This window comes from Pontibacter indicus (assembly GCF_900156345.1).
GTDB lineage: Bacteria > Bacteroidota > Bacteroidia > Cytophagales > Hymenobacteraceae > Pontibacter > Pontibacter indicus.
Genome location: NZ_FTPP01000002.1, coordinates 823,678 through 844,677 on the forward strand (window position 1 = coordinate 823,678; position 21,000 = coordinate 844,677).

A 21,000-nucleotide genomic window follows, 5' to 3' on the forward strand; every position below is an offset into this window, starting at 1 on the left:
GGCGGCTCCACCAAAGCAAAAGAACATGGCAAAAGTTGCGATAAACCTTTCTACAGGCGCCCTTCAGCAGGAAGAGGTGATTGTAGGTATAGACCTGGGAACTACTAACAGCCTGGTAGCCTACATACATCCTGAAACCAAAAAGCCGGTCGCCATCAACGACCTCGATCGTGGTACCATTGTGCCCTCCGTGGTACACTTTACCCACACCGGCGAAGCCATTGTGGGAAACGATGCAAAGGAATTCTTAACCACCGATCCGGCTAATACCATTTATTCTGTTAAACGCCTGTTGGGGAAGTCCTACAAGGACCTGGGCGAGCACAAAGACTACTTCGGCTACAAAATCATCGACGATGACAGCGAGGGGCTGGTGAAAGTTCGGGTAGGGGATAGGTTCTATTCTCCAATCGAGCTGTCGGCGGAAATACTAAAAGAGCTGCGTGCCCGGGCCGAACATGCCCTGAAAACACCGGTGAACAGAGCCGTGATTACGGTGCCGGCTTACTTCAACGACTCCCAGCGCCAGGCCACCCGCGATGCCGGCAAACTGGCCGGACTGGAAGTGCTGCGTATTGTCAACGAGCCTACAGCCGCCTCGCTGGCCTATGGTATTGGTATAGATCCTTCTGAAGAGAAAACGATTGCGGTATACGACCTGGGCGGTGGTACGTTTGATATTTCCATCCTGAGCCTGCACCAGGGCATATTCGAGGTGCTCTCCACGCACGGTGACACCTACCTGGGCGGCGACGACATGGACCGGGCCATCATCAACTACTGGATTCAGGAGAACCAGTTGGTGGCAGATACCATCAACGAGGACAAGAACCTGCAGCAAGCGCTGCGCTTGAAAGCAGAAGAGGCTAAGAAAGCCTTGAGTCAGCAGCAGATCTACACCAGCAGGGTGAACGATACGATAGAATGTGGCATTACGCGGCACAAGTTTGAGGAGCTGATTGCCCCCATCGTAGCCAAAACCATAGAAAGCTGTCGCATGGCCATGGCCGATGCCAAACTGACGCCGGAGCAGATCGACGCCGTGATTCTGGTGGGAGGCTCCACACGCGTGCCGCTGGTGTACGAAACGGTTTCCGACATCTTCGGTAAGCCGGCCAACAACTCCCTTAACCCGGATGAAGTGGTGTCGCTGGGTGCGGCCATTCAGGCCGACATCCTGGCGGGTAACCGCAAAGACATCCTGCTGCTTGACGTGACGCCACTCACGCTAGGTATAGAGACCATGGGTGGCCTGATGGACTCGATCATCCCACGCAATTCCAAGATCCCGACCAAGGCCGGCCGCCAGTACACCACCTCTGTAGACGGACAGGTGAACATGAAGATATCGGTGTACCAGGGCGAGCGTGACCTGGTGAAGGAAAACCGCAAGCTGGCCGAGTTCGACCTGAAAGGTATACCTGCCATGCCGGCGGGCTTCCCGAAAGTAGATGTCAACTTTATCCTGAACGCCGACGGCATCCTGAAAGTAGAGGCGATCGAGCTGCGCTCCGGCGTGCGCCAAGAAGTGGAAGTGAAACCGCAATACGGCCTGACTGACTCTCAAGTAGAGCAAATGTTGATGGACTCCATTACACACGCTCGCGAAGATGTGTCGGCCCGCATGGTGATTGAGGCCCGTACTACGGCGGAGCAGATGCTCTATCAGGTGGAGCGCTTTATAGAAAAGAATGGCCAGCACCTGACCGAAGACGAGATAAACCTGACGCGTGAGAATGTGCAGAAACTGCGCGATGTGCTGCCAACCGGCGACAAAGACCAGATTCTGAAAGCGGTGGATAACCTGGAAGAGCAGACCAGCCCGTTTGCGGAGCGCGTGATGCAGATCTCCATCAAGCAGGCCATGGCCGGTAAGAAAATAGAGTAGGTTATACCTGTTATGTATACCTGAAACGAGAAGAGCTGACCGCGATGGTCAGCTCTTTTTTATTGGCTAAGGGAAATCAGGGCGTCGAGCAAGGTATAGTTCAGGTATAGCAGCGTAATCGCCACGATCACCCCAACCATCACGCTGGCGTAAGGCTCGTCTTGCTCGCGCACGCCTTTCACACCCCAATATACATAAGCAAGCAAAGCCATCACACTGTAGAGGAGCAAAAGCACAGGTATAGCCACCAGCACCGAATAGGGTACAAGCTGCCAGAAATAGTTGAATCCGAGCCAAGCCACATTCAAGGTCCAGGACACGACGAGCATGAGTATGCTGCGCCTGGTCGAGCCGAGCCCCAATAGCCGGAGCAAACGCGTACCTTTAAAGGACGGCATACCTAAAATTTCACGCCAAGTTTTTTGCCTAGCTCCGCCAGGTCTTTCTCCACAGGAGGCAACAACGGTATACCTTTCTGCAGGCGGATCGCCGTCATGATGCGCTCCGGATCACCCGGTATAAGCACGGCTTCCTCACCGCGTTTCACATCCGCTTTGCGGAATGAAGCAATCCAGTTGTCCATATGCTGCTTAAACTCGTCGGCTGGACGGAAGGCGTCTATGCGCATGGCACCCAGGAAGTGACCTATACCTTGTCCTACCGGGTCGGCGGGCGGAGCGAGGAAGCTCACAAAAGGCGGCACCCAAGGCCCGTAATTGGCACCTGACAGCACGGCCGAGAAAATATCAACGATAGCGCCCAAGGCATAGCCCTTGTGACTGCCGTGGGTCAGGTCGCTGCCCAGCGGTAGGAGCGCGCCACCCTGTTTCAGTTCATCAGCATTGTCCGTGTCATCGCCCTGGGCCGTTTGTATCCAGCCGAGTGGCGCTTTTTCGTTTTTACGCTGCAGAATTTCCAGCTTGCCGTTTGCGGCAGATGCCGTGGCAAAATCTGCCACGAAAGGTGGCTGCTCGTTGGCTGGCACAGCCACTGCAATCGGGTTAGTGCCCAGCATGCGCTTTGTCGAGTGGGTGGGCGCCACCAGCGGACTGGCGTTCGTCATGGCCATCCCGATCATGTCGCGCTGCAGGGCCTGCATGGCGTGGTAGCCCGCTATACCAAAGTGGTTCGAGTTGCGCACCGACACCCAGCCCGTTCCTACATTCTCCGCTTTCTGCATGGCAATTTCCATCGCGCGTGGCGCCACCACCAGACCGAGTCCGCCGTCGCCGTCAACCGTTGCGGTGCTGGGCGTTTCGTGAACGGTGGAAATGGTTGGGTTGGGGTTGATACGACCGGCTTCCCAGAGGCGTACGTAGCCGCTCAGACGGGCCACGCCATGGGAGTCTATACCGCGGAGGTCTGCTTCTAACAATACCTGTGTGGCCAGTTGGGCATCTTCCAGGGAGCAGCCTATGTTCAGAAAAATCTCGCGGGTGAAGTCGAAAAGGTGTCGGTATGGGTACATAGTAAATGGGTTATTGCCGCAAATTAAAAAATTATCAGGCCAATGCATCGCAATTCCTGAATCGATTGTCCTGCAGAGAAATTATGCCGCTGAGTACCATTTATATACCTATTTTTCTATACTTTCGAGGTTTGGTAGAAATGTGGAATAGATTTTGACTTGGCTAAAGCAGGCTAAAACGATACGATTATGAAAAGAGCTCTACTTCTGATTTGGATACTCACAGCGGCCGTGGCGGTGCAAGCACAGAGCCAGCTTGTGTTTAACGAAGCCATACCTGTTTCCTTTCTGATCAGGCAGGAAGCGGCTGGCAACAGCAGCCAGGTAAACAGCAACAAACTGATACAGCTGCTCGCCGAAGGCGGTACCACCACCAACAGAACCGGTGGACGCCCCAGCCGCAAGCCCGAGTTCGTGGTGCGCCTGGAGCAGCAGTCCCGCATAGCCAAGGCTGGCGGTCAGTTGCAGCTCAAAGTGCAGCTTCAGCAGATTGGTGTGAACGGCGATGTGCATTACCGTGGCTTCGACCTGGGTAATGTGCTCTTGCCAGAGCAGGCTAAAATGACGGTGCGCTTGCTCAACGTTCAGCAGAAAGAAGTGAAGCGCTATAGTCTGCCTTCCCTGAGCCTGAAACCAGACGGCATCGTTGCCTTGGAAACCTCTGTTCCGGACACTGCGGGCGGTCAAGGCTATACCTTGAAAGTAGAGGGAATGGAGTTAATCTATACCCAGGCCGATGTGCAGGAATTGGAAAATCGCATCAGCCTGATCAAAGACTACTATGCCGCCGATGCCACGCTGAACAAAATGCTGCAGGATGTGGCGCTGATCAAACATGACGATGTGGACCGCATCAAGCAGGAGGACAAGCGCCTGCACGACATGGAGGAAATGCTGGACAAACTTCAGGACAAACGTTTCTCTGACAAGCTCAGCCTGAACCAGTACGATCCGCAGCGCTATACCTCCAAGTCAAACCAGCTGAACCAGCTGCTGAAGGAGCGCCGCAAAGCTGTGAACCATACCTTGGCCACGCTCGACCAGCAGTTTTACAACAGAGGCATCAGTTTGATGGCTAGAAATAATCTGGCGGCTGCGAGCACTTACTTTGTGAAATCGCTGGAAGTGAACCCACGCTTTGCGCCATCGCATCTGCAACTGGCCCGCCTCGACTTTATGAGTGGCAACGTGCAGGCAGCAGCCGGCCGCACCCGCGATATCCTCACCCAGATGCGCGTAGACCCTGAGACCCAGCAAATGGCGCTCGGACTAGCGCACGACATCTACAGCTCTTTTATGGCAGAGGGCCACGCGCACAACGGCCGCGGCGACTACCGCAGTGCCGTGGCCGCTTACGCCGATGCCCGTGCCCTGTGCAGCACCCTGGGCGGACTTCGCTGCAACATGCCCGCCCTGAACGATGGCGAGAGCCGTGCCGTGTACGGTTACTACCGCAGCATGGTAGATGAGGGTAAGCGTGCTTTGAGCCGGGGCGAGTTGGCGCAGGCCGATCAGGTGGCTAACGAAGCCTATGCCTTCCAGCGCCAGTACGACTACCTACTGCGCGACGCCACCGAGGCTGCCGAGCTGCAGGGGCAGGTGAAATACCAATACTATGTGCAGCATATCGACAAAGGACGCCAGGCCATGAAGTCGAAAGACTTTCGCTACGCGCTCGAGCAGTTTGAGTCGGCGCTGGCGCTGGAGCAGGGCTATACCTTCCAGCCGGTGCGTGAGTTAAGCAGTTTATTGCAGCAGGCGGCTAAGCCTGTGTTGCTGAGCCAGCTGGCAGAGGGCTATACCTTGGCGATGAACAACCGACTGGGCGACGCCAGAGCAGTAGCCAGTTCTGCGGAGAACATGCGCAGCCGTTATGCCCTGGAGCGCGACACCGAGGTGCAGGCCAAATATGTAGAGCTGCGCGATAGAATCTTTACCCAGGAGTGTCTGAATGTGCAGGCCGATTACGACCGCCATTACCAGAATGCACAGGCGCTGGTACGCGAGAAGAAGTTTATCGCCGCTGACCAGGCCTACCAGTCTGCCATCAAGGCCGCAGGCACCAAAGCAACCTGTATGATCGCTACCTTCACGGCAGATGATGGCATGGCTAACATCGCCGATGCTGTTGCCTACCAGCGCATGCTCGAAGAGGCGAACCGTATGGTGGCGACTGGCCGCTATACTGATGCCATCCAACGCTACAACGACGCCGAGCAGCACTACCTGAGCAAGTCCATCGCGCGCTTTGGTCTGGATCATATCTCGCTTTACAACTTTGTCCGGGAACAGAGCAAACTGGCCTTCACGGCGTCTGTGGTGGATCACTTTACAAGAATCCATCAGGAAAAAGCAGCCTTGCAACTTCTGGACAACCTACTTGATAAGGGTTATTCCAAGGGCAAGACCAAGAAAGTGCAGCAACAGCTAGGTATACAGCTGGCCATACTGGATGTAAATGGCGGTCGGACCGAGCCTGCCAATGTGCTGGCGGCCAGCTATACCCAGGGTGACAAGAAATTGAAACAACTGGGCAAAGCTTACGAAAAGGAGCGTAAAAAACTGGCGAAAGGATAAGCCCAGGTATAGCCCGATAAAACGAAAGGAGCCTACTCTTCAGTAGGCTCCTTTCGTTTTAAGGTATAGTCGGGACAGGTCGCGACCTGGCCAATCGTACACCGATATAGGTATAGCGCCACTACATCGACTCGAGTGCCTGTGCCAGCACGCCTTCTTTTAGCGCGTAAGCCGACACCCGAATCTCTTTGAGGCCATAAGTTTCGAGCACAAAGTCGACCAGTATGCTAGCCAGCACGATCATATCCACACGCATTTTCAGCATGCCAGGTATAGCCAGTCGTTCGTCGTGGGTTTTGTGCAGCAGCTCCTGGTACATCTTGTAGAAGTCAGCGACCTGAAGCGAGGAAGCAGCAGGCTGCGATAGCTGCCGGCTATTGTCGCCGTGGCTCAGGGCATCGATGTCGCAGAGGGTGTCGAAGGTGCCGGAGGCGCCTACCAGCCGGACGGGCTTATACCTTTCCACCGCCTGGGTGAGGGGCTGTAGTTGCTCGGCCAGGAAGTGCTTTTCGGCAGCGACCTCGGCATCAGGTATAGGATCGGCGCTGAAGAATTTGTCCATCAGGCGCTGGGCTCCCACCTCGAAGCTTTGCTTCCAGAAAATTTCCTGGTTGTTGCAGAGAATGAACTCCACACTGCCGCCGCCAATGTCCATGATCAGCGAAGTCTGTTCATCCAGCACGCCGGCTGAGCGCACGCCGTAGTAAATCAGCTCTGCTTCGCGGTCGCCCTCGATGACCTCTACCTGTATGTCGGTCTGCTTGAACACGTCTTTCACAAAATCATCGCCGTTGCTGGCGTTGCGCACCATACTGGTCGCCATCGCCCGGACCGTCCCTACGTTGTATTCATCGATCTGCCTACGGAAGTCCTGCAGCGTTTTCAACGCCCGCTCGTACGCTTCCGGCGCAATAACTCCCTTGCTGATGCCGCCCTGCCCCAGCCGCACCGGCAACTTGGTCTTCACGAAATCCGTGCGCTTACCGTTTTCGTCTACCTCAGTGATAAGGAGGTGAAATGTGTTGGTGCCCATGTCGATGAGTGCGAGGCGTTTGGTCATAGGGGGAGATTAAAGTGTATTACATGGTATCGAAAGTGGCGAAGATCGCTCCAATCAGAAACAAGAGTATATAAAAGGCTATTGCAGCAGATATAAGAGCAAATAGCAGAAAGAACAGGTATACGAATACTTTCTGTATAACCGGATAATTAATATAACTCAGATTGTAAAAAGGGGTTTTGGTGGCATAGACGTGCGACCAGATGAAAACGGCCAATGCACCTAAGAATGCCCCAAGTAGGCTGGTAAGCATACCTGTCGAAAATCCTCCGCTTAGTAGAATCATATTAGTTGTTAGATGTGGGTGAGGATTTAAAGAGACTTTGTAAGTTGTTTCGTTTGAATTAGCCCATCATGAATTGCTATGCTTAAAAGTCATCTTCTACAGATAAAGTTAAAATAAATCTGTCAAGTGATACGGCCTGCATTTACCAACCCCTCATATTTAATCTATAGCTAAAGGTCATTTTACGTAGGAGCTCAGTATCAAAAAAACGGCACCAGCTCCAACTGTACAAGTAAAAGTAGCCTATACCTGTGCCAAATACTGAAAGAGCCTACTCAAGTGAAGTTCTTGGCGTAGGCTCATACATTGATACTGGTCAAATTTAAAGTATTTTACCTCAAGGATAAATCATCAAGAACACAAAAGCGAACAAGTTGACGAGCAGTACCACCCCGTACACAATGTTTGTTTTACCGCCGCTCAGCGACAGCATCACCGTGAACACGGACAGTCCCAAAAGTATAATGGATTTGATGTCAAGCCCCAGGATGATGGGAATATCATAGTAGATGCAGACCGCGGCCACACTGGGTATGGTCAGGCCGATACTGGCCAGGGCCGAGCCAAGCGACAGGTTGATGCTGGTCTGGAGCCTGTTTTTTCGGGCGGCGTTGATGGCGGCTATACCTTCCGGCAGCAGGATGATGCCCGCAATCACGATACCCACCAGTGTTTTGGGCAGGCTGTAGCTCGTGATAATGCTCTCGATAGTAGGGGAAAGCGTTTTTGCCAATAGCACGACAATGCCGAGGCAGACAAGAAGAAACACCAGGCTGATCATGAATACCCGGTTGCTGATAACGATCGGTACTGCTTTTGCCTCATCTTCGTCTTTTCCAACCGTCAGGAAATACTGGCGGTACCTTCTGGTTTGCGCAAACAGGAAGCAGCCATAAATCACTAAGCAAGCCATAGAGGCAAAAACGAGTTGAGGAATAGAGTAATAAGCGCCGGACACGCTCTCGGTGAAAGTAGGGAATACCAGCGTGAATACAACGATCGAGATCAGCGAAACCAAGGCAATGGTCACAGAGGGCTTCGAAAAGTCCTGTTCGTAGTGCTTTAAGCTCCCGATAAGCAAACACAGCCCGACGATGCCGTTGAGGATGAGCATGGTAGCGGCATATACCGTGTCTCTGGCCAGCGAAGCGGCCGCCTGTCCCTCTGTCATCATCAGGGAGACGATGATCGAAACTTCGATGACGGTGATGGAAATTGCCAAAATGATAGTACCATAGGGTTCGCCGACTCTTTCAGCGATTACTTCAGAATGATGCACAGCCGCCATCACACTGAAAATAAGGAGTATGGACGCTAGAATCTGAAATAAGCCGCTATTGTCGACGAGTCCGGAAAAGAATAGGATCCATGCCAGCACCGGGATGATAGTCGTCCACTGTAATAATGATCGCATCGAATATATGTATGGTTTAAGTGTGATGATTGATTCCTCAACTTGGTTTGTAGAGTCGTCCCGCACAGCACTACCGGCTATTGGAGTCTGCCTCCAAAAACGAAGGAGTATGGGATAGCACGTTTCTGCAGCGAGCCTATTTCGCTGCTGAGCTAAAGCGGAAAAAAGTCCCCAGCGGAAGCTTGCGCTCGCCGCGGTCCTGCAGGTATATCTCACCCAGCTCTTCGTTTGTGATCTGCTCCCCAAAGGTCAGGCGCATCAGGTTGTCCAGGATCAGGGCGGAAAAGCCGAGAGAGTAAAGATTGATGACCAGGAAATAATCGGTTTTGTCGAGCATCTGGTGGCAGAGTTTGATGAGCTCGTTCAGCTCGTTTTCCAGTTGCCATTTCTCGCCGTTCGGACCGCGGCCGTATGCAGGTGGGTCCAGGATGATGCCATTGTAGGTGTTGCCACGCTTCACTTCGCGTCGGGCGTACTTCATGGCGTCCTCCACAATCCAACGCACATTGTCCAGGCCGCTGGCCTCCATGTTGTCGCGGGCCCAGAAGTTGACCTGCTTCACCGAGTCGAGATGCGTAACGTCGGCGCCGGCGGCTTTGGCGGCCAGTGTGGCAGCACCCGTGTAGGCAAACATATTGAGCACCTTCGGCGTTTTAGTCTTCAGCGAGCGGGTCTTGTTGAAGATGAATTTCCAGTTGCTGTCCTGCTCCGGAAAAAGGCCCACGTGCTTGAACGAGGACAAGCCGAGGCGGAAACGCAGTTTCAGGTCTTGGTATTGGTAGTTGATGAACCACTGCTCGGGCATTCCTTTCTTGAGTTTCCACTGGCCTTTTTCCTGGCTGCCTTTGTCGCGGGTGAACTCGGCGTTGGCCAGTCGCTGCCATTCTGACTCGGGCAGGTGCTTGTCCCAGATAGCCTGGGGCTCGGGGCGGGCCACGTAATATTGCCCGAAGCGCTCCAGTTTTTCGAAATTTCCGGAATCAACCAGTTCGTAATCAGACCAGTTTTCTGTTGTTAAAAAGGAATACATATATTTGCTCAATTATAGCGGCGCATGCCGGGGGACGGCAATTTACGAATTAAATGCCGCGTCTGAAAATGCACGGATCAGCTGTTTTAAATGTTTCTAGAGTATGCCACTAAGCTTTTATAAATACCAGGGTACAGGCAACGACTTCGTGATGGTTGACAACCGGAAGCTCACCTTCCCTGCAGAGGACGAACAGATGATCAAGCATTTGTGCGATCGCCGCACCGGCATCGGCGCCGATGGCCTGATCCTGCTGCAGGACCACGACGAGTACGACTTCGAGATGGTGTACTTCAACGCAGACGGCCGCTTGGGCTCCATGTGCGGAAACGGTGCCCGCTGCACGGTGCGCTTCGCCAAGCAGCTCGGCGTGATAGAAGACGTGGCCTATTTCCTGGCAGCCGACGGCGAGCACCAGGCCACCATCGAGCGCGAACAGATTCAGTTGAAAATGGGCGACGTAACGGGAGTGGAGCGCATCGATCAGGACTTCTACCTGAATACCGGCTCGCCACACTATGTGCGCTTTGTAGACAATGTGCGCGACCTTGATGTATACGCCGAAGGCCGCGCCGTACGCTACAACGATCGCTTTGAAGCCAAAGGGACTAATGTGAATTTTGTGGAGCGCCTCTCTGAGGATACCATCTACGTGCGCACCTATGAGCGCGGCGTGGAAGACGAAACATTGTCGTGCGGAACCGGTGTGACAGCCTGTGCCCTAGTGGCAGGTATGCGCGGCATGGAGAGCCCGGTGCGCGTGAAAACCCCGGGTGGCAACCTGCAGGTGAGCTTTGAACAGCACGGCGACAGCTTCCGGTACGTATACCTGACGGGCCCAGCCAAACTGGTGTTTACGGGCACTGTACCGCTTCCGGAAAAGGTATAGCCTATGTTCCTAAAAGGCGACCATACCTGCCTGCGGGCACTCGAACCTACTGACCTGGAATTCCTCTATACCTTAGAGAACGATACCTCCACCTGGCATGTGAGCAACACACTCACACCTTACTCCAAATTCGTGCTGGAGCAATACCTCGAGAACGCCGCCCTCGACATCTACACCGTCAAGCAACTCCGGCTGGTTATCTGTAACCATGATCAGGAAGCCATCGGCGCCATCGACCTGTTTGACTTCGACCCATTGCACCGCCGCGCAGGTATAGGGATTGTGGTAGCGCCGCCATACCGCGGCCAGGGCCATGCCGGTGAGGCATTACATCTTTTGCTAAATTACTGTCAGCATACCCTGCAACTGCACCAGGTATACTGCAGCATCACGGCCACTAACCATACCAGCATCAAGCTTTTCAAAAGCGCCGGCTTCGAGGAAATCGGTGTACGCCGCGAATGGCTTCGTAAGCCGGATGGCACCTGGGATGACGTGGTGGAGATGCAGCGGGTGTTCGTCTGAATCTTTAGATAGGACTCCTGCCCCAAGGATTGACAGGATTTACAGGATTCTTGTGCACGATTGTCATCCCCCTGCCCCCTTCGAAGGGGGACCTTCTGTGCCTGCTAACTCTCAAGTTCAAGTTATGTTGTTTCCCATTACATACCACTGATAGGTATAGCAAGACTAACTTGCATGCAAGCTACAAAGCAAGCAGCAGAGCCAGGTGCACTTTTTGGCGCTCCACTGTTTGAGCGGTCAGCGAGTTTGGAGGGTCTTGACTTTTTTGCTTACTGGGGGTAGGGGCCCTCGATTTTGTGTCAAGACAAAAAGTAGGTCCCGGCCGGACAGGCCAAGCTATACAACAGTACTACTTGCTATACCTGCAATAGCAGTAGCTATAAGGCACGCTATAACTATATACCTATACCTATACCTATACCTATACCTATACCTATACCTATACCTGTGTCAGAGGTACCAACAGACAAGCTACAAGCGTGGACGCTCGCGTCATTGTTAATTGTTATCACGATAACAACAACCTCTATATGTCACAATGCCACAGCACCTACCGATACCTTCCTATTCTGACACAGGAATTTACACGCGTTGGTCTTTGTTGAGAGGGTAGGTATCGCTTATCGGTAAATATGGCAGATAGGCTATACCCGTGTTATTCTGGTATTGTTTTGGTGTATTACCTTAGATATGTCAGAAAAACACTTTATTTTTGACGATATTGCGAACGCAGAATTTCATTTAAGAACAACCAATACAGATGTTTGATTTTTTCGGTAAAACCGTTGCGAAACTATTCGGAACCAAGTCCGACAGAGATATAAAGGAGGTACTACCTTACGTATCCAAGATTAACGCGGAGTACGCAAACCTCGCCAGCCTCACCGACGACCAGCTTCGTCAGAAAACCATCGAAATCAAAGGTATTATTGACGGGCACCTCAAGCCTACCGACGAGAAGATCGCCGCCCTGCACAAGCGTGTGGCCGACGAGACGGAGCTTAACATCGTGCAGAAAGAGGCTATTTTCTCTGAGATCGATGAACTGGAGAAAGAGCGCAACAAAGAACTGGAGAAAGTGCTGATGGAAGTACTGCCGGTTGGTTTTGCCATAGTGAAAGAAACTGCCCGTCGCTGGAAAGAGAACGGTCAGCTGGTGGTAACGGCCAACGACATGGACCGCGAACTGGCCGCCCGCAAGCCGAACGTGCAGATCAACGGCGACAAAGCCGTTTGGGCTAACAAGTGGATGGCTGCCGGCAACGAAATCACCTGGGACATGCTGCACTACGACGTACAGCTAATCGGTGGTATTGTGCTGCATCAGGGTAAAATATCTGAGATGGCCACAGGTGAGGGTAAGACCTTGGTGGCAACGCTGCCTGCCTTCCTCAATGCGCTTTCCAAGCGTGGCGTGCACGTGGTAACCGTGAACGACTACCTGGCCCGTCGTGACTCCGAGTGGATGGCGCCTTTGTTCGAGTTCCACGGCCTGACCATCGACTGCATCGACAAGCACCAGCCTAACTCCGAAGGCCGTCGCAACGCTTACCGCGCCGACATCACCTACGGTACCAACAACGAATTTGGCTTCGACTACCTGCGCGACAACATGTCTCGCGAAACCAAAGACCTGGTACAGCGCAAGCATCACTACGCCATGGTCGATGAGGTGGACTCTGTATTGATCGACGACGCCCGTACACCGCTTATCATCTCCGGTCCGGTACCGCGTGGCGATGAGCACGAGTTCTACCAACTGAAGCCACGCATTGCCATGCTGGTGGAGGCACAACGTAAAGTTGTGAACAATTTCCTGACCGAGGCCAAGCGCATGATCAAGGAAGGGAACACCCAGGAAGGTGGTCTTTCGCTGTTCCGCGCCTACCGTGGTCTGCCGAAGAGCAAGCCGTTGATAAAATTCCTGAGTGAGACTGGTAACCGCGCCATCATGCAGAAGGTGGAAAACCACTACCTGCAGGACAACTCCCGCATGATGCCGGAGGCCGACGAGCCGCTTTACTTCACCATCGACGAAAAGCACAACCAGATCGAGCTGACCGAGAAAGGCCTAGACCTGATCACGGGTCAGGGTGAGGACCCGAACCTGTTCATTCTGCCAGATATCGGTACCGAGATCGCCAACATCGAGAACAACAAATCGCTTTCCGAAGAAGAGCTGCTGCACGCCAAAGAACAGCTGATCGCAGATTTCCAGGAGAAGACCAAGCGTGTGCACACCATCAACCAGTTGCTCAAGGCCTATACCTTGTTCGAGAAGGACACCGAGTACATCGTGACGCCGGACAACAAGGTGAAGATCGTGGACGAGCAGACAGGCCGTGTAATGGAGGGCCGTCGTTATTCAGATGGTCTGCACCAGGCCATTGAGGCGAAGGAGAATGTAAAGGTGGAGGATGCCACGCAGACCTACGCCACCGTTACGCTGCAGAACTACTTCCGTATGTACCACAAACTGTCAGGTATGACGGGTACAGCCGAGACGGAAGCAGGCGAGTTCTGGGACATCTACAAACTGGATGTGGTCGTTATACCTACCAACCGCGCTATTGCCAGAAAAGACGAGCACGACAAGGTATACAAAACCACGCGTGAGAAATACAATGCCGTAGCCGACGAGATTGTAGAACTTACAGAAAAAGGCCGTCCGGTGCTGGTGGGTACAACCTCAGTTGAGATATCGGAATTACTGAGCCGCATGCTGACGCTGCGCAAGATTAAGCACCAGGTACTCAACGCCAAAATGCACCAGAAAGAAGCCGAAATTGTGGCCGAAGCCGGTAAGCCAAGCACCGTGACCATCGCTACGAACATGGCTGGTCGTGGTACCGACATTAAGCTGACGCCAGAGTCGAAGGCTGCGGGTGGTCTGGCCATAATTGGTACAGAGCGCCACGAGTCACGCCGCGTTGACCGTCAGCTGCGTGGTCGTGCCGGTCGCCAGGGTGACCCGGGTTCTTCCCAGTTCTTCGTGTCGCTGGAAGATAACCTGATGCGTCTGTTCGGCTCGGATCGTATCGCCCGCCTGATGGACCGCATGGGTCTGGAAGAAGGCGAAGTGATTCAGCACTCGATGATCACCAACTCCATTGAGCGTGCGCAGAAGAAAGTAGAAGAAAACAACTTCGGACAGCGTAAGCGCCTGCTCGAGTACGACGACGTGATGAACGCCCAGCGTGAAGTGGTGTACAAGCGCCGCCGCAACGCCCTGTACGGCGAGCGTCTGGAGCTCGATATCTGGAACATGATCTACGATATCAGCGAGGACATGGTGGTGAACTACAAGAACACCGTAGACTACGATAACTTCCAGCTGAACATCATCCGCGTATTCGGTATCAACACCACGATCACCGAAGAAGAGTTCAAGTCTGGTCAGGCTAAGAACCTGGTTGAGCGTCTGTACAACGAGGCCCTGAACCACTACCTGACTAAGAACAAGCAGATTGCAGAGCAGGCGTACCCGATTATTGAGAACATCCACCTGAACCGTGGACCGATGATCGAGAACGTGGCTGTGCCGTTCACAGACGGCAAGCGCCAGCTGGCCGCCGTAGCCAACCTGACCAAGACGTACGAAACACGTGGTCTGGAGCTGATCCGTGCCATGGAGAAGATCATCACGCTAGGTACGATCGACCAGGCCTGGACCGATCACCTTCGTCAGATGGACGACCTGAAGCAAGTGGTGCAGAACGCCGTGTACGAGCAGAAAGACCCGCTCTTGATCTATAAGTTTGAGTCGTTTGAGCTGTTCAAGCGTATGATCGGCAAAGTGAATGAAGAGACGGTATCGTTCCTGTTCCATGCCTTTATACCTGTGCAGGCGCCAGAGCAGGTGCAGGAGGCACGTCCGCCGCAAATGCCAAAGCCGCCGGTGTTGCATGAGCAGAAAGCCGAAGTGCATTCTTCACTGGAAGGCCACGATGGGGCTACCTCTATGCCAGCACCGGAGCCGGAGCGCATCATGCCAGCCCACTCCCAAAAGTTGGCCGGCCGCAACGACCGCGTGAGCGTGCAGTACAACGATGGCCGCGTGCTTAAGGACGTGAAATTCAAGACGGTAGAGGACGATTTGCTCCACAACCGTTGCGTACTGATCGAGGAATAATACGATACAGCGTAACAACAGCCATCGGGTAGAAACCGGTGGCTGTTTTACCTTTAAATCAAATTACTAGAGAAAGGATGTAGGGAGGATACGGTCTCTTCTTATATCCTTTGTCTTTTATCAAAAACATCTTTTGTCAAACATTATGTCAGGAGAAGAACTTGCTGCCTATATAGACCATACCTTGCTGCGCCCCGATGCTACGCAGGAGCAGGTACTGCAGCTGTGCGACGAGGCCCGTAACTATAACTTCGCAGCCGTGTGTGTGCCGCCCTGCTACGTGCAGGCTGCCGTAGAGCAATTAGGGCCAGGCGCCCGCGTGAAAGTGGCCACCGTGATCGGTTTCCCGTTGGGGTATCAGCATCCTAAGGTAAAGATTCTGGAGACCCACCAGGCTATTGCCGACGGGGCCAACGAGATCGATGTGGTGATGAACGTGTCGTTTTTCAAGTCCGGCAGGTATAGCGAGATCGAAAACGAACTGAGCGACTTGGCAAACTTCTGTCACCTGAAAGAGGCGGAACTGAAAGTGATCATTGAGACGGCCCTACTCACGGCGGACGAGATTGCCAAAGCCTGTGAGATCTGCGCCGTCGCAGGGGTAGACTTTGTGAAAACATCGACAGGCTTCGCTTCAGGCGGGGCCCGGGTGGAGGATGTGCAGTTGATGCGCCGCGTGCTGCCAAACCACATCAAAATTAAAGCATCCGGGGGCATTAAAACATACGCCGATGCCATCGCGTTAATTGAGGCTGGAGCCGACCGCCTAGGTTGCTCTGCTAGTATCCAAATTGTAAAGCATGAACAGAGCGCTTAGTTTCCTTTTTATCTTTGCCCTGCTGGTGTCATCGGCCTGTAAGCCCTCGGCAGAGGCCCGCACCAGCTCACCAGACAGAACCAGTACCCGCGTGGTGGATGACATCAGCGTATACCGGCCTACTTACCCGGCCGATGATGCCAATGCCCCGGCAACTGCCCGGGTGGAGCCAACGAACCATGCGAACGCCAAGGTGGCTGTACTGATGGACTCCGTGGCCAGCGTGAACAAGAACATACGCTATGCGCAGGGTTACCGCATACTGGCCTACAACGGATCGGAGCGTCAGACTGTAATGGACCTGCGCAAAGCGATCATCGCCCGCGTCCCGGAGCAGAAGGATTACCTGACCTACCAGCAACCCAACTTCCGGCTCAAGATAGGCGACTACTTCAGCCGCATAGAGGCGCAGCAGGTACTCAACCAGATCAGCGACCTGGTACCCAACGCGCACATCGTGCAGGACCAGATCAACATACCTAAAAACTAAGGTATAGCGGTCCGCTACAGGTATACAGCGTTGCAGTTGCTCAGGCGGCTGCAACGTTTTTCTTTTTATATTTGACAGATTGGAATAAGGCCAATAATGCCTTATCAGAGAAATACTTACATGAATTTAGTAGCACAGAAAATAAAACAGCTGGCCGCAACCTATACCCGGGATACGGTAGGTATACGCCGGCATCTGCACGCCAATCCGGAGCTTTCCTTTGAGGAACACAACACAGCCGCATATGTCGAGCAGGTGCTGCAAAGCTACGGCCTGCAAACATCCCGCATGGCCAACACCGGCGTGGTCGCTCTAATCAATGGGCGAAACCCGGAAAGCAAAACCATTGCCCTGCGCGCTGACCTGGATGCACTGCCGATAACGGAGCAGAACACTGTGGACTACAAATCGCGGAACGAAGGCGTGATGCATGCCTGCGGACACGATGTGCACACGGCTTCTTTACTGGGCGCGGCCCGTATTCTGCATGAGTTGCGCGAGGAGTTTGAAGGCACCGTGAAATTAGTGTTCCAGCCTGGGGAGGAGAAATTTCCGGGAGGAGCCTCTGTAATGATAAAAGAGGGCGTGTTGCAGCAACCCGCTCCGTCAGGCATCATCGGACAGCACGTATTCCCGATGCTGCCGGCCGGCAAGGTGGGGTTCCGCTCAGGTATGTACATGGCCAGCGCCGACGAGATCTACATCACGGTGAAGGGCAAAGGAGGGCATGCTGCTTTGCCGGAGCTCAACGTGGACCCGGTGCTAATCACCTCGCACCTGATTGTGGCGCTGCAGCAGATCGTGAGCCGCCACGCCAGCCCGAAGGTACCGACGGTTCTCTCTTTTGGAAAAGTAGAGGCCTTGGGAGCTACCAATGTGATCCCGAATGAGGTAAAGGTGGAAGGTACCTTCCGGACCATGGATGAGGTATGGCGAAAAGAGGCGCACCGCCGTATACGCAAACTGGCCGAAACTCTTTGCGAGAGCATGGGCGGCAGTTGCGACATCGACATCAAGTTTGGCTACCCATTCCTGAGAAACGACCCGGATCTGACTGGTCGTGCCCGCGAGGCAGCCGCGCTATACCTGGGCGCGGAGAACGTGGTGGACCTGGACCTGTGGATGGGCGCCGAGGACTTTGCCTACTACTCACAAGAGGTGGCTGCCTGCTTTTACCGCCTGGGCACGCGCAACGAGGCACGCGGCTTCACCTCAGGCGTGCATACTCCGACCTTTGATGTAGACGAGGCCGCCCTTGAAACCGGCAGTGGCCTGATGGCCTGGATTGCCGTGCAGGAACTGAAAGCGAAACAATAGAATAACCGAAGATGAAAAAGCTATACCTGATCCTCTCGCTGGCTGTGCTGCCGCTGCTGAGCCACGCCCAAAGCAAAATAAGCTCACCGACCGCCATCTGGCCCGAACTGCAGCTGAGCTACGGCTTAGGCGAGAACGGGCTGTTGTTCCTGCAGAACCAATACCGCATCAACACCGACGACCGCTACAACGGCGTGGGCAGCTTCGAGCGCATCGAGTTTACACTAGGCTACGAGCATGCTTTTACCGATCATTGGCTGGCGGGAGCTATGTTCCGCTACGCTAAAGAAGACATGCCCTCGAGCAACTTCACTTCGGCTTTCCTACGACATGCCGGTAGCATCAAAGGGCTGTACTTCAATAAACAACTGACGCTCGATTACGTGAACCAGGAGCGCCGCGATCCTTTCGCGCGGTTCAGGCTGGGAGTGGAATTAGGTAAGCGCCTTCCGGTAGGGGAGCGCTTTATCACCCCATCTTTGTCGTATGAGCTGATGGTAGTGAAAGATTTTGGCGAAGACACGAACGAACTACTGGTACGCACCATCGACCGTACCCGTCTCAGGTTAGACGCCACTTACGAACTCAACGACAAGTTTCGCCTCACACCTTACTTCCTGCGCCAGACCGATTACTACTTTGTGCAGGTGGGGCCAAAATATGACGAAGACGGGGTGTTGGTTGAGCCGGGCTATACCACGAAGCGCAACCGCATCTCTCCCGTGTTTGGCCTGGAGCTGAAGTATACCTTCAATAAAGCCACTTCAACGGCCAGCTATACCTATTGATCTCTGAAAAATTGTCAGAAATGTCAGTTCTATACCTGTATTTTAAATGACATTATTTCATGATTTTATAAAATAATACAGCTGGCAAACTTTTAGCTATACCCTGTTTGAATTGAAAACAAAAACTTAAAAAAGGAGGTAGCAATGGTACTTAGAAAATATAACGGCATGCAGAACGAGATGCCGCAAACGTTCAGCTCCATGCTGGACAGATTCTTCAACGAGTCAGTCAACACAAGAGGCTTTACTGGTTTTACACCGCATGTGGATGCCTGCGAAACCGAGAATGGTTACGAAATTGAAGTGGCCTTGCCTGGTATTCGCAAAGAGGATATCGCCATCGATTTTCAGGAAGGCAAGCTGACCATTTCGGGTGAGCGCCGCTTCGAGAAGAAAGAGGAAGGACGCCGCTACCAGATGCTCGAAACGCAGTATGGTACTTTCTCGCGTTCCTTCTACCTGCCGGACAACGTGAACCCGGACAAGATATCGGCGCAGCTGCAGGACGGTGTACTGCTAGTGAATGTGCCAAAAGACGAGCACAAAACCATGAAGCGTCAGATTAAGATCGCCAGAGGGGAGGAAGCCAGGCAGAACACCAAGCAAAAGCGTGTAGGGGCTTCTGAAGACGGCAAATAAGATTAAGTGAAGAAGATTAACAAAAAGGAGGCCACCGAAACTGGCCTCCTTTTTGTTATAGAAATGTTAAACTACAGGAATTGCCTTGACCTTATATACTGCCGTATAGTATATTAGCGTTAGAAGATTATAATATAGTTTATCCTTAATATTTGACATACACCAATCAGAAGGAGTTCAATACATGAAGACGAAACAGTTTATTGTTGGCCTCACACTTTCGGCGCTGATGGGCGGCGGTGTGGCAGTAGGCAGCTATAAGTTGCTGGAGAACGATGTTCCGCAGGGCGTAGAGACTCAACAGCAGTACCCGACTGTGCGCTACACAAGCGACATGCGCAGCAGCAACGTGATTGTGCCGGAAGGCCTTAACTTTATAAAAGCAGCGCAGGTGACCACACCTGCCGTGGTGCACGTGATGACAGAATACAGTGCCCGCACCGCCCAGCGTAGCAACACGCCCATGGATCCGTTCCTGCGCGAGTTCTTCGGCGACGGCTTTGGCGAGCGCGTACCACGTGGTCCGCAAATGGGCTCCGGCTCCGGCGTGATCATTGCCTCCAACGGCTACATCGTGACCAACAACCACGTAATCGACCGGGCCGACAAGATAGAAGTAACACTGGACGACAAGCGCAAGTTTGAGGCAACGCTGGTGGGCACCGACCCGACCACCGACCTGGCCCTGCTGAAGATTAACGCCGACAAGCTGCCCGTAATTCGCTACGGTAACTCCGACGAGCTGCAGGTAGGCGAGTGGGTACTGGCCGTAGGTAACCCGATGAACCTGACCTCTACCGTAACAGCGGGTATCGTGAGCGCCAAAGGCCGTAACATCAACATTCTGCGCACCAGCCAGAACCGTGACCTGAGCATCGAGTCGTTCATCCAGACGGATGCAGCCGTAAACCCGGGAAACAGCGGGGGCGCCCTCGTGAACCTGAACGGTGACCTGGTAGGCATCAACACAGCCATTGCCTCGCAGACAGGCTCTTTTGCCGGTTATTCGTTTGCAGTGCCATCTGCGCTTGTAAGCAAAGTGGTGGACGACCTGCTGAAGTACGGCGAAGTACAGCGTGCCCTGCTGGGAGCCCGCATCCAAGAAATTGATGCAGCCCTGGCTAAAGAGAAAAACCTGAACACACTAAATGGCGTGTACCTGGCTGAAGTGGAAGAAGGTGGCGCAAAAGAGGCAGGCCTCCGCAACGGTGACGTGATCACGGCCATCAACGATGTGAAAGTAGCCCGCTCTTCGCAGTTGCTGGAGCAAGTGGCCCGTTACCGTCCTGGCGACAAAGTGAAGGTAGAGTACCTGCGCGATGGCAAGACCCGAACAGCCAACGTAACGCTCAAGAACCTGAACAACAGCACCGAGATATCGAAGCGCAGCATGGCTAATTCGGTAACGTTTGACGGTGCTTCGTTTGAGGCCGTGAGCAAGCAGGAGATGAACAAGCTAGGTATAGACGGTGGCGCCAAAATCTCCAACGTAGCCAAGAGCAAGTTCCGCGACACAGGTATGAAAGATGGCTTCATCATCACCCGCATCGACAAGTATGCCGTGAATGTGCCGTCTGATGTGGAGCGACACCTGAAGAACTTCGAAACCGGCATCGTGTACATAGAGGGTGTATACCCTGATGGTCTCAAGGCCTATTACCCGATCGGGAAACGCTAAGA

The 21,000-nt window shown here is 53.5% G+C and carries 16 protein-coding genes; 11 read left to right on the forward strand and 5 right to left on the reverse strand.

Annotation, left to right across the window (positions count from 1 at the left end):
- The first annotated feature begins 25 nt into the window (after positions 1-25).
- Positions 26-1,888 (forward strand): Fe-S protein assembly chaperone HscA, encoded by a 1,863-nt coding sequence (gene hscA / locus B0B12_RS12430; protein WP_076669305.1) that lies wholly within the window; start codon positions 26-28, stop codon positions 1,886-1,888.
- Between the two features lie 59 nt (positions 1,889-1,947).
- Here hscA and B0B12_RS12435 read toward each other — a convergent pair whose 3' ends face one another.
- The gene (locus B0B12_RS12435; RefSeq protein WP_076669306.1) at positions 1,948-2,286 is read right to left on the reverse strand and encodes a hypothetical protein; all 339 of its coding nucleotides are present in this window, start codon (positions 2,284-2,286) and stop codon (positions 1,948-1,950) included.
- Positions 2,287-2,288: 2 nt separating this feature from the next.
- Positions 2,289-3,356: an Ldh family oxidoreductase gene (locus B0B12_RS12440; protein ID WP_076669307.1), complete on the reverse strand. Its 1,068-nt coding sequence runs from the start codon at positions 3,354-3,356 to the stop codon at positions 2,289-2,291.
- 189 nt (positions 3,357-3,545) lie between these two features.
- Between B0B12_RS12440 and B0B12_RS12445 the strand changes: the two genes are divergently transcribed.
- On the forward strand, positions 3,546-5,933 hold the full coding sequence (locus B0B12_RS12445; RefSeq protein ID WP_244554693.1) for a tetratricopeptide repeat protein: 2,388 nt from the start codon (positions 3,546-3,548) through the stop codon (positions 5,931-5,933).
- A 121-nt stretch (positions 5,934-6,054) separates the two neighbouring features.
- Here the strand turns inward: B0B12_RS12445 and B0B12_RS12450 are convergent, their stop codons facing one another.
- The 3 genes from B0B12_RS12450 to B0B12_RS12465 form a co-directional block, all read right to left on the reverse strand.
- On the reverse strand, positions 6,055-6,993 hold the full coding sequence (locus B0B12_RS12450; protein ID WP_076669309.1) for a Ppx/GppA phosphatase family protein: 939 nt from the start codon (positions 6,991-6,993) through the stop codon (positions 6,055-6,057).
- A gap of 623 nt (positions 6,994-7,616) precedes the next feature.
- The gene (locus B0B12_RS12460; RefSeq protein WP_076669312.1) at positions 7,617-8,693 is read right to left on the reverse strand and encodes a calcium:cation antiporter; all 1,077 of its coding nucleotides are present in this window, start codon (positions 8,691-8,693) and stop codon (positions 7,617-7,619) included.
- A gap of 136 nt (positions 8,694-8,829) precedes the next feature.
- Positions 8,830-9,723 (reverse strand): class I SAM-dependent methyltransferase, encoded by an 894-nt coding sequence (locus tag B0B12_RS12465; RefSeq protein WP_076669313.1) that lies wholly within the window; start codon positions 9,721-9,723, stop codon positions 8,830-8,832.
- A 103-nt stretch (positions 9,724-9,826) separates the two neighbouring features.
- Here B0B12_RS12465 and dapF point away from each other — a divergent pair, with 103 nt between their 5' ends.
- The 9 genes from dapF to B0B12_RS12510 all read left to right on the forward strand — a co-directional run bounded on the left by dapF (position 9,827) and on the right by B0B12_RS12510 (position 20,998).
- The gene (gene dapF / locus B0B12_RS12470; protein WP_076669315.1) at positions 9,827-10,612 is read left to right on the forward strand and encodes a diaminopimelate epimerase; all 786 of its coding nucleotides are present in this window, start codon (positions 9,827-9,829) and stop codon (positions 10,610-10,612) included.
- A gap of 3 nt (positions 10,613-10,615) precedes the next feature.
- Complete coding sequence (locus tag B0B12_RS12475) at positions 10,616-11,137, forward strand: GNAT family N-acetyltransferase (RefSeq protein ID WP_076669316.1); 522 nt, start codon at positions 10,616-10,618, stop codon at positions 11,135-11,137.
- Between the two features lie 760 nt (positions 11,138-11,897).
- Entirely contained in the window at positions 11,898-15,269 is a 3,372-nt protein-coding gene (gene secA / locus B0B12_RS12480) for a preprotein translocase subunit SecA (protein WP_076669318.1), read from the forward strand.
- Between the two features lie 145 nt (positions 15,270-15,414).
- Positions 15,415-16,086 carry a deoxyribose-phosphate aldolase gene (gene deoC, locus B0B12_RS12485; protein WP_076669319.1) on the forward strand — a complete coding sequence of 224 codons (672 nt, stop codon included), beginning with the start codon at positions 15,415-15,417 and terminating at the stop codon, positions 16,084-16,086.
- Positions 16,070-16,576 (forward strand): sporulation protein, encoded by a 507-nt coding sequence (locus tag B0B12_RS12490; protein WP_076669320.1) that lies wholly within the window; start codon positions 16,070-16,072, stop codon positions 16,574-16,576. The genes deoC and B0B12_RS12490 overlap by 17 nt, the downstream gene beginning before the upstream one ends.
- Before the next feature lie 120 nt (positions 16,577-16,696).
- On the forward strand, positions 16,697-17,893 hold the full coding sequence (locus tag B0B12_RS12495; RefSeq protein ID WP_076669322.1) for a M20 metallopeptidase family protein: 1,197 nt from the start codon (positions 16,697-16,699) through the stop codon (positions 17,891-17,893).
- 11 nt (positions 17,894-17,904) lie between these two features.
- Positions 17,905-18,681 carry a DUF2490 domain-containing protein gene (locus tag B0B12_RS12500; RefSeq protein ID WP_076669323.1) on the forward strand — a complete coding sequence of 259 codons (777 nt, stop codon included), beginning with the start codon at positions 17,905-17,907 and terminating at the stop codon, positions 18,679-18,681.
- A 144-nt stretch (positions 18,682-18,825) separates the two neighbouring features.
- The gene (locus B0B12_RS12505; RefSeq protein WP_076669324.1) at positions 18,826-19,320 is read left to right on the forward strand and encodes an Hsp20/alpha crystallin family protein; all 495 of its coding nucleotides are present in this window, start codon (positions 18,826-18,828) and stop codon (positions 19,318-19,320) included.
- 184 nt (positions 19,321-19,504) lie between these two features.
- Complete coding sequence (locus B0B12_RS12510; RefSeq protein ID WP_076669325.1) at positions 19,505-20,998, forward strand: Do family serine endopeptidase; 1,494 nt, start codon at positions 19,505-19,507, stop codon at positions 20,996-20,998.
- The last annotated feature ends 2 nt before the right edge of the window (positions 20,999-21,000 follow it).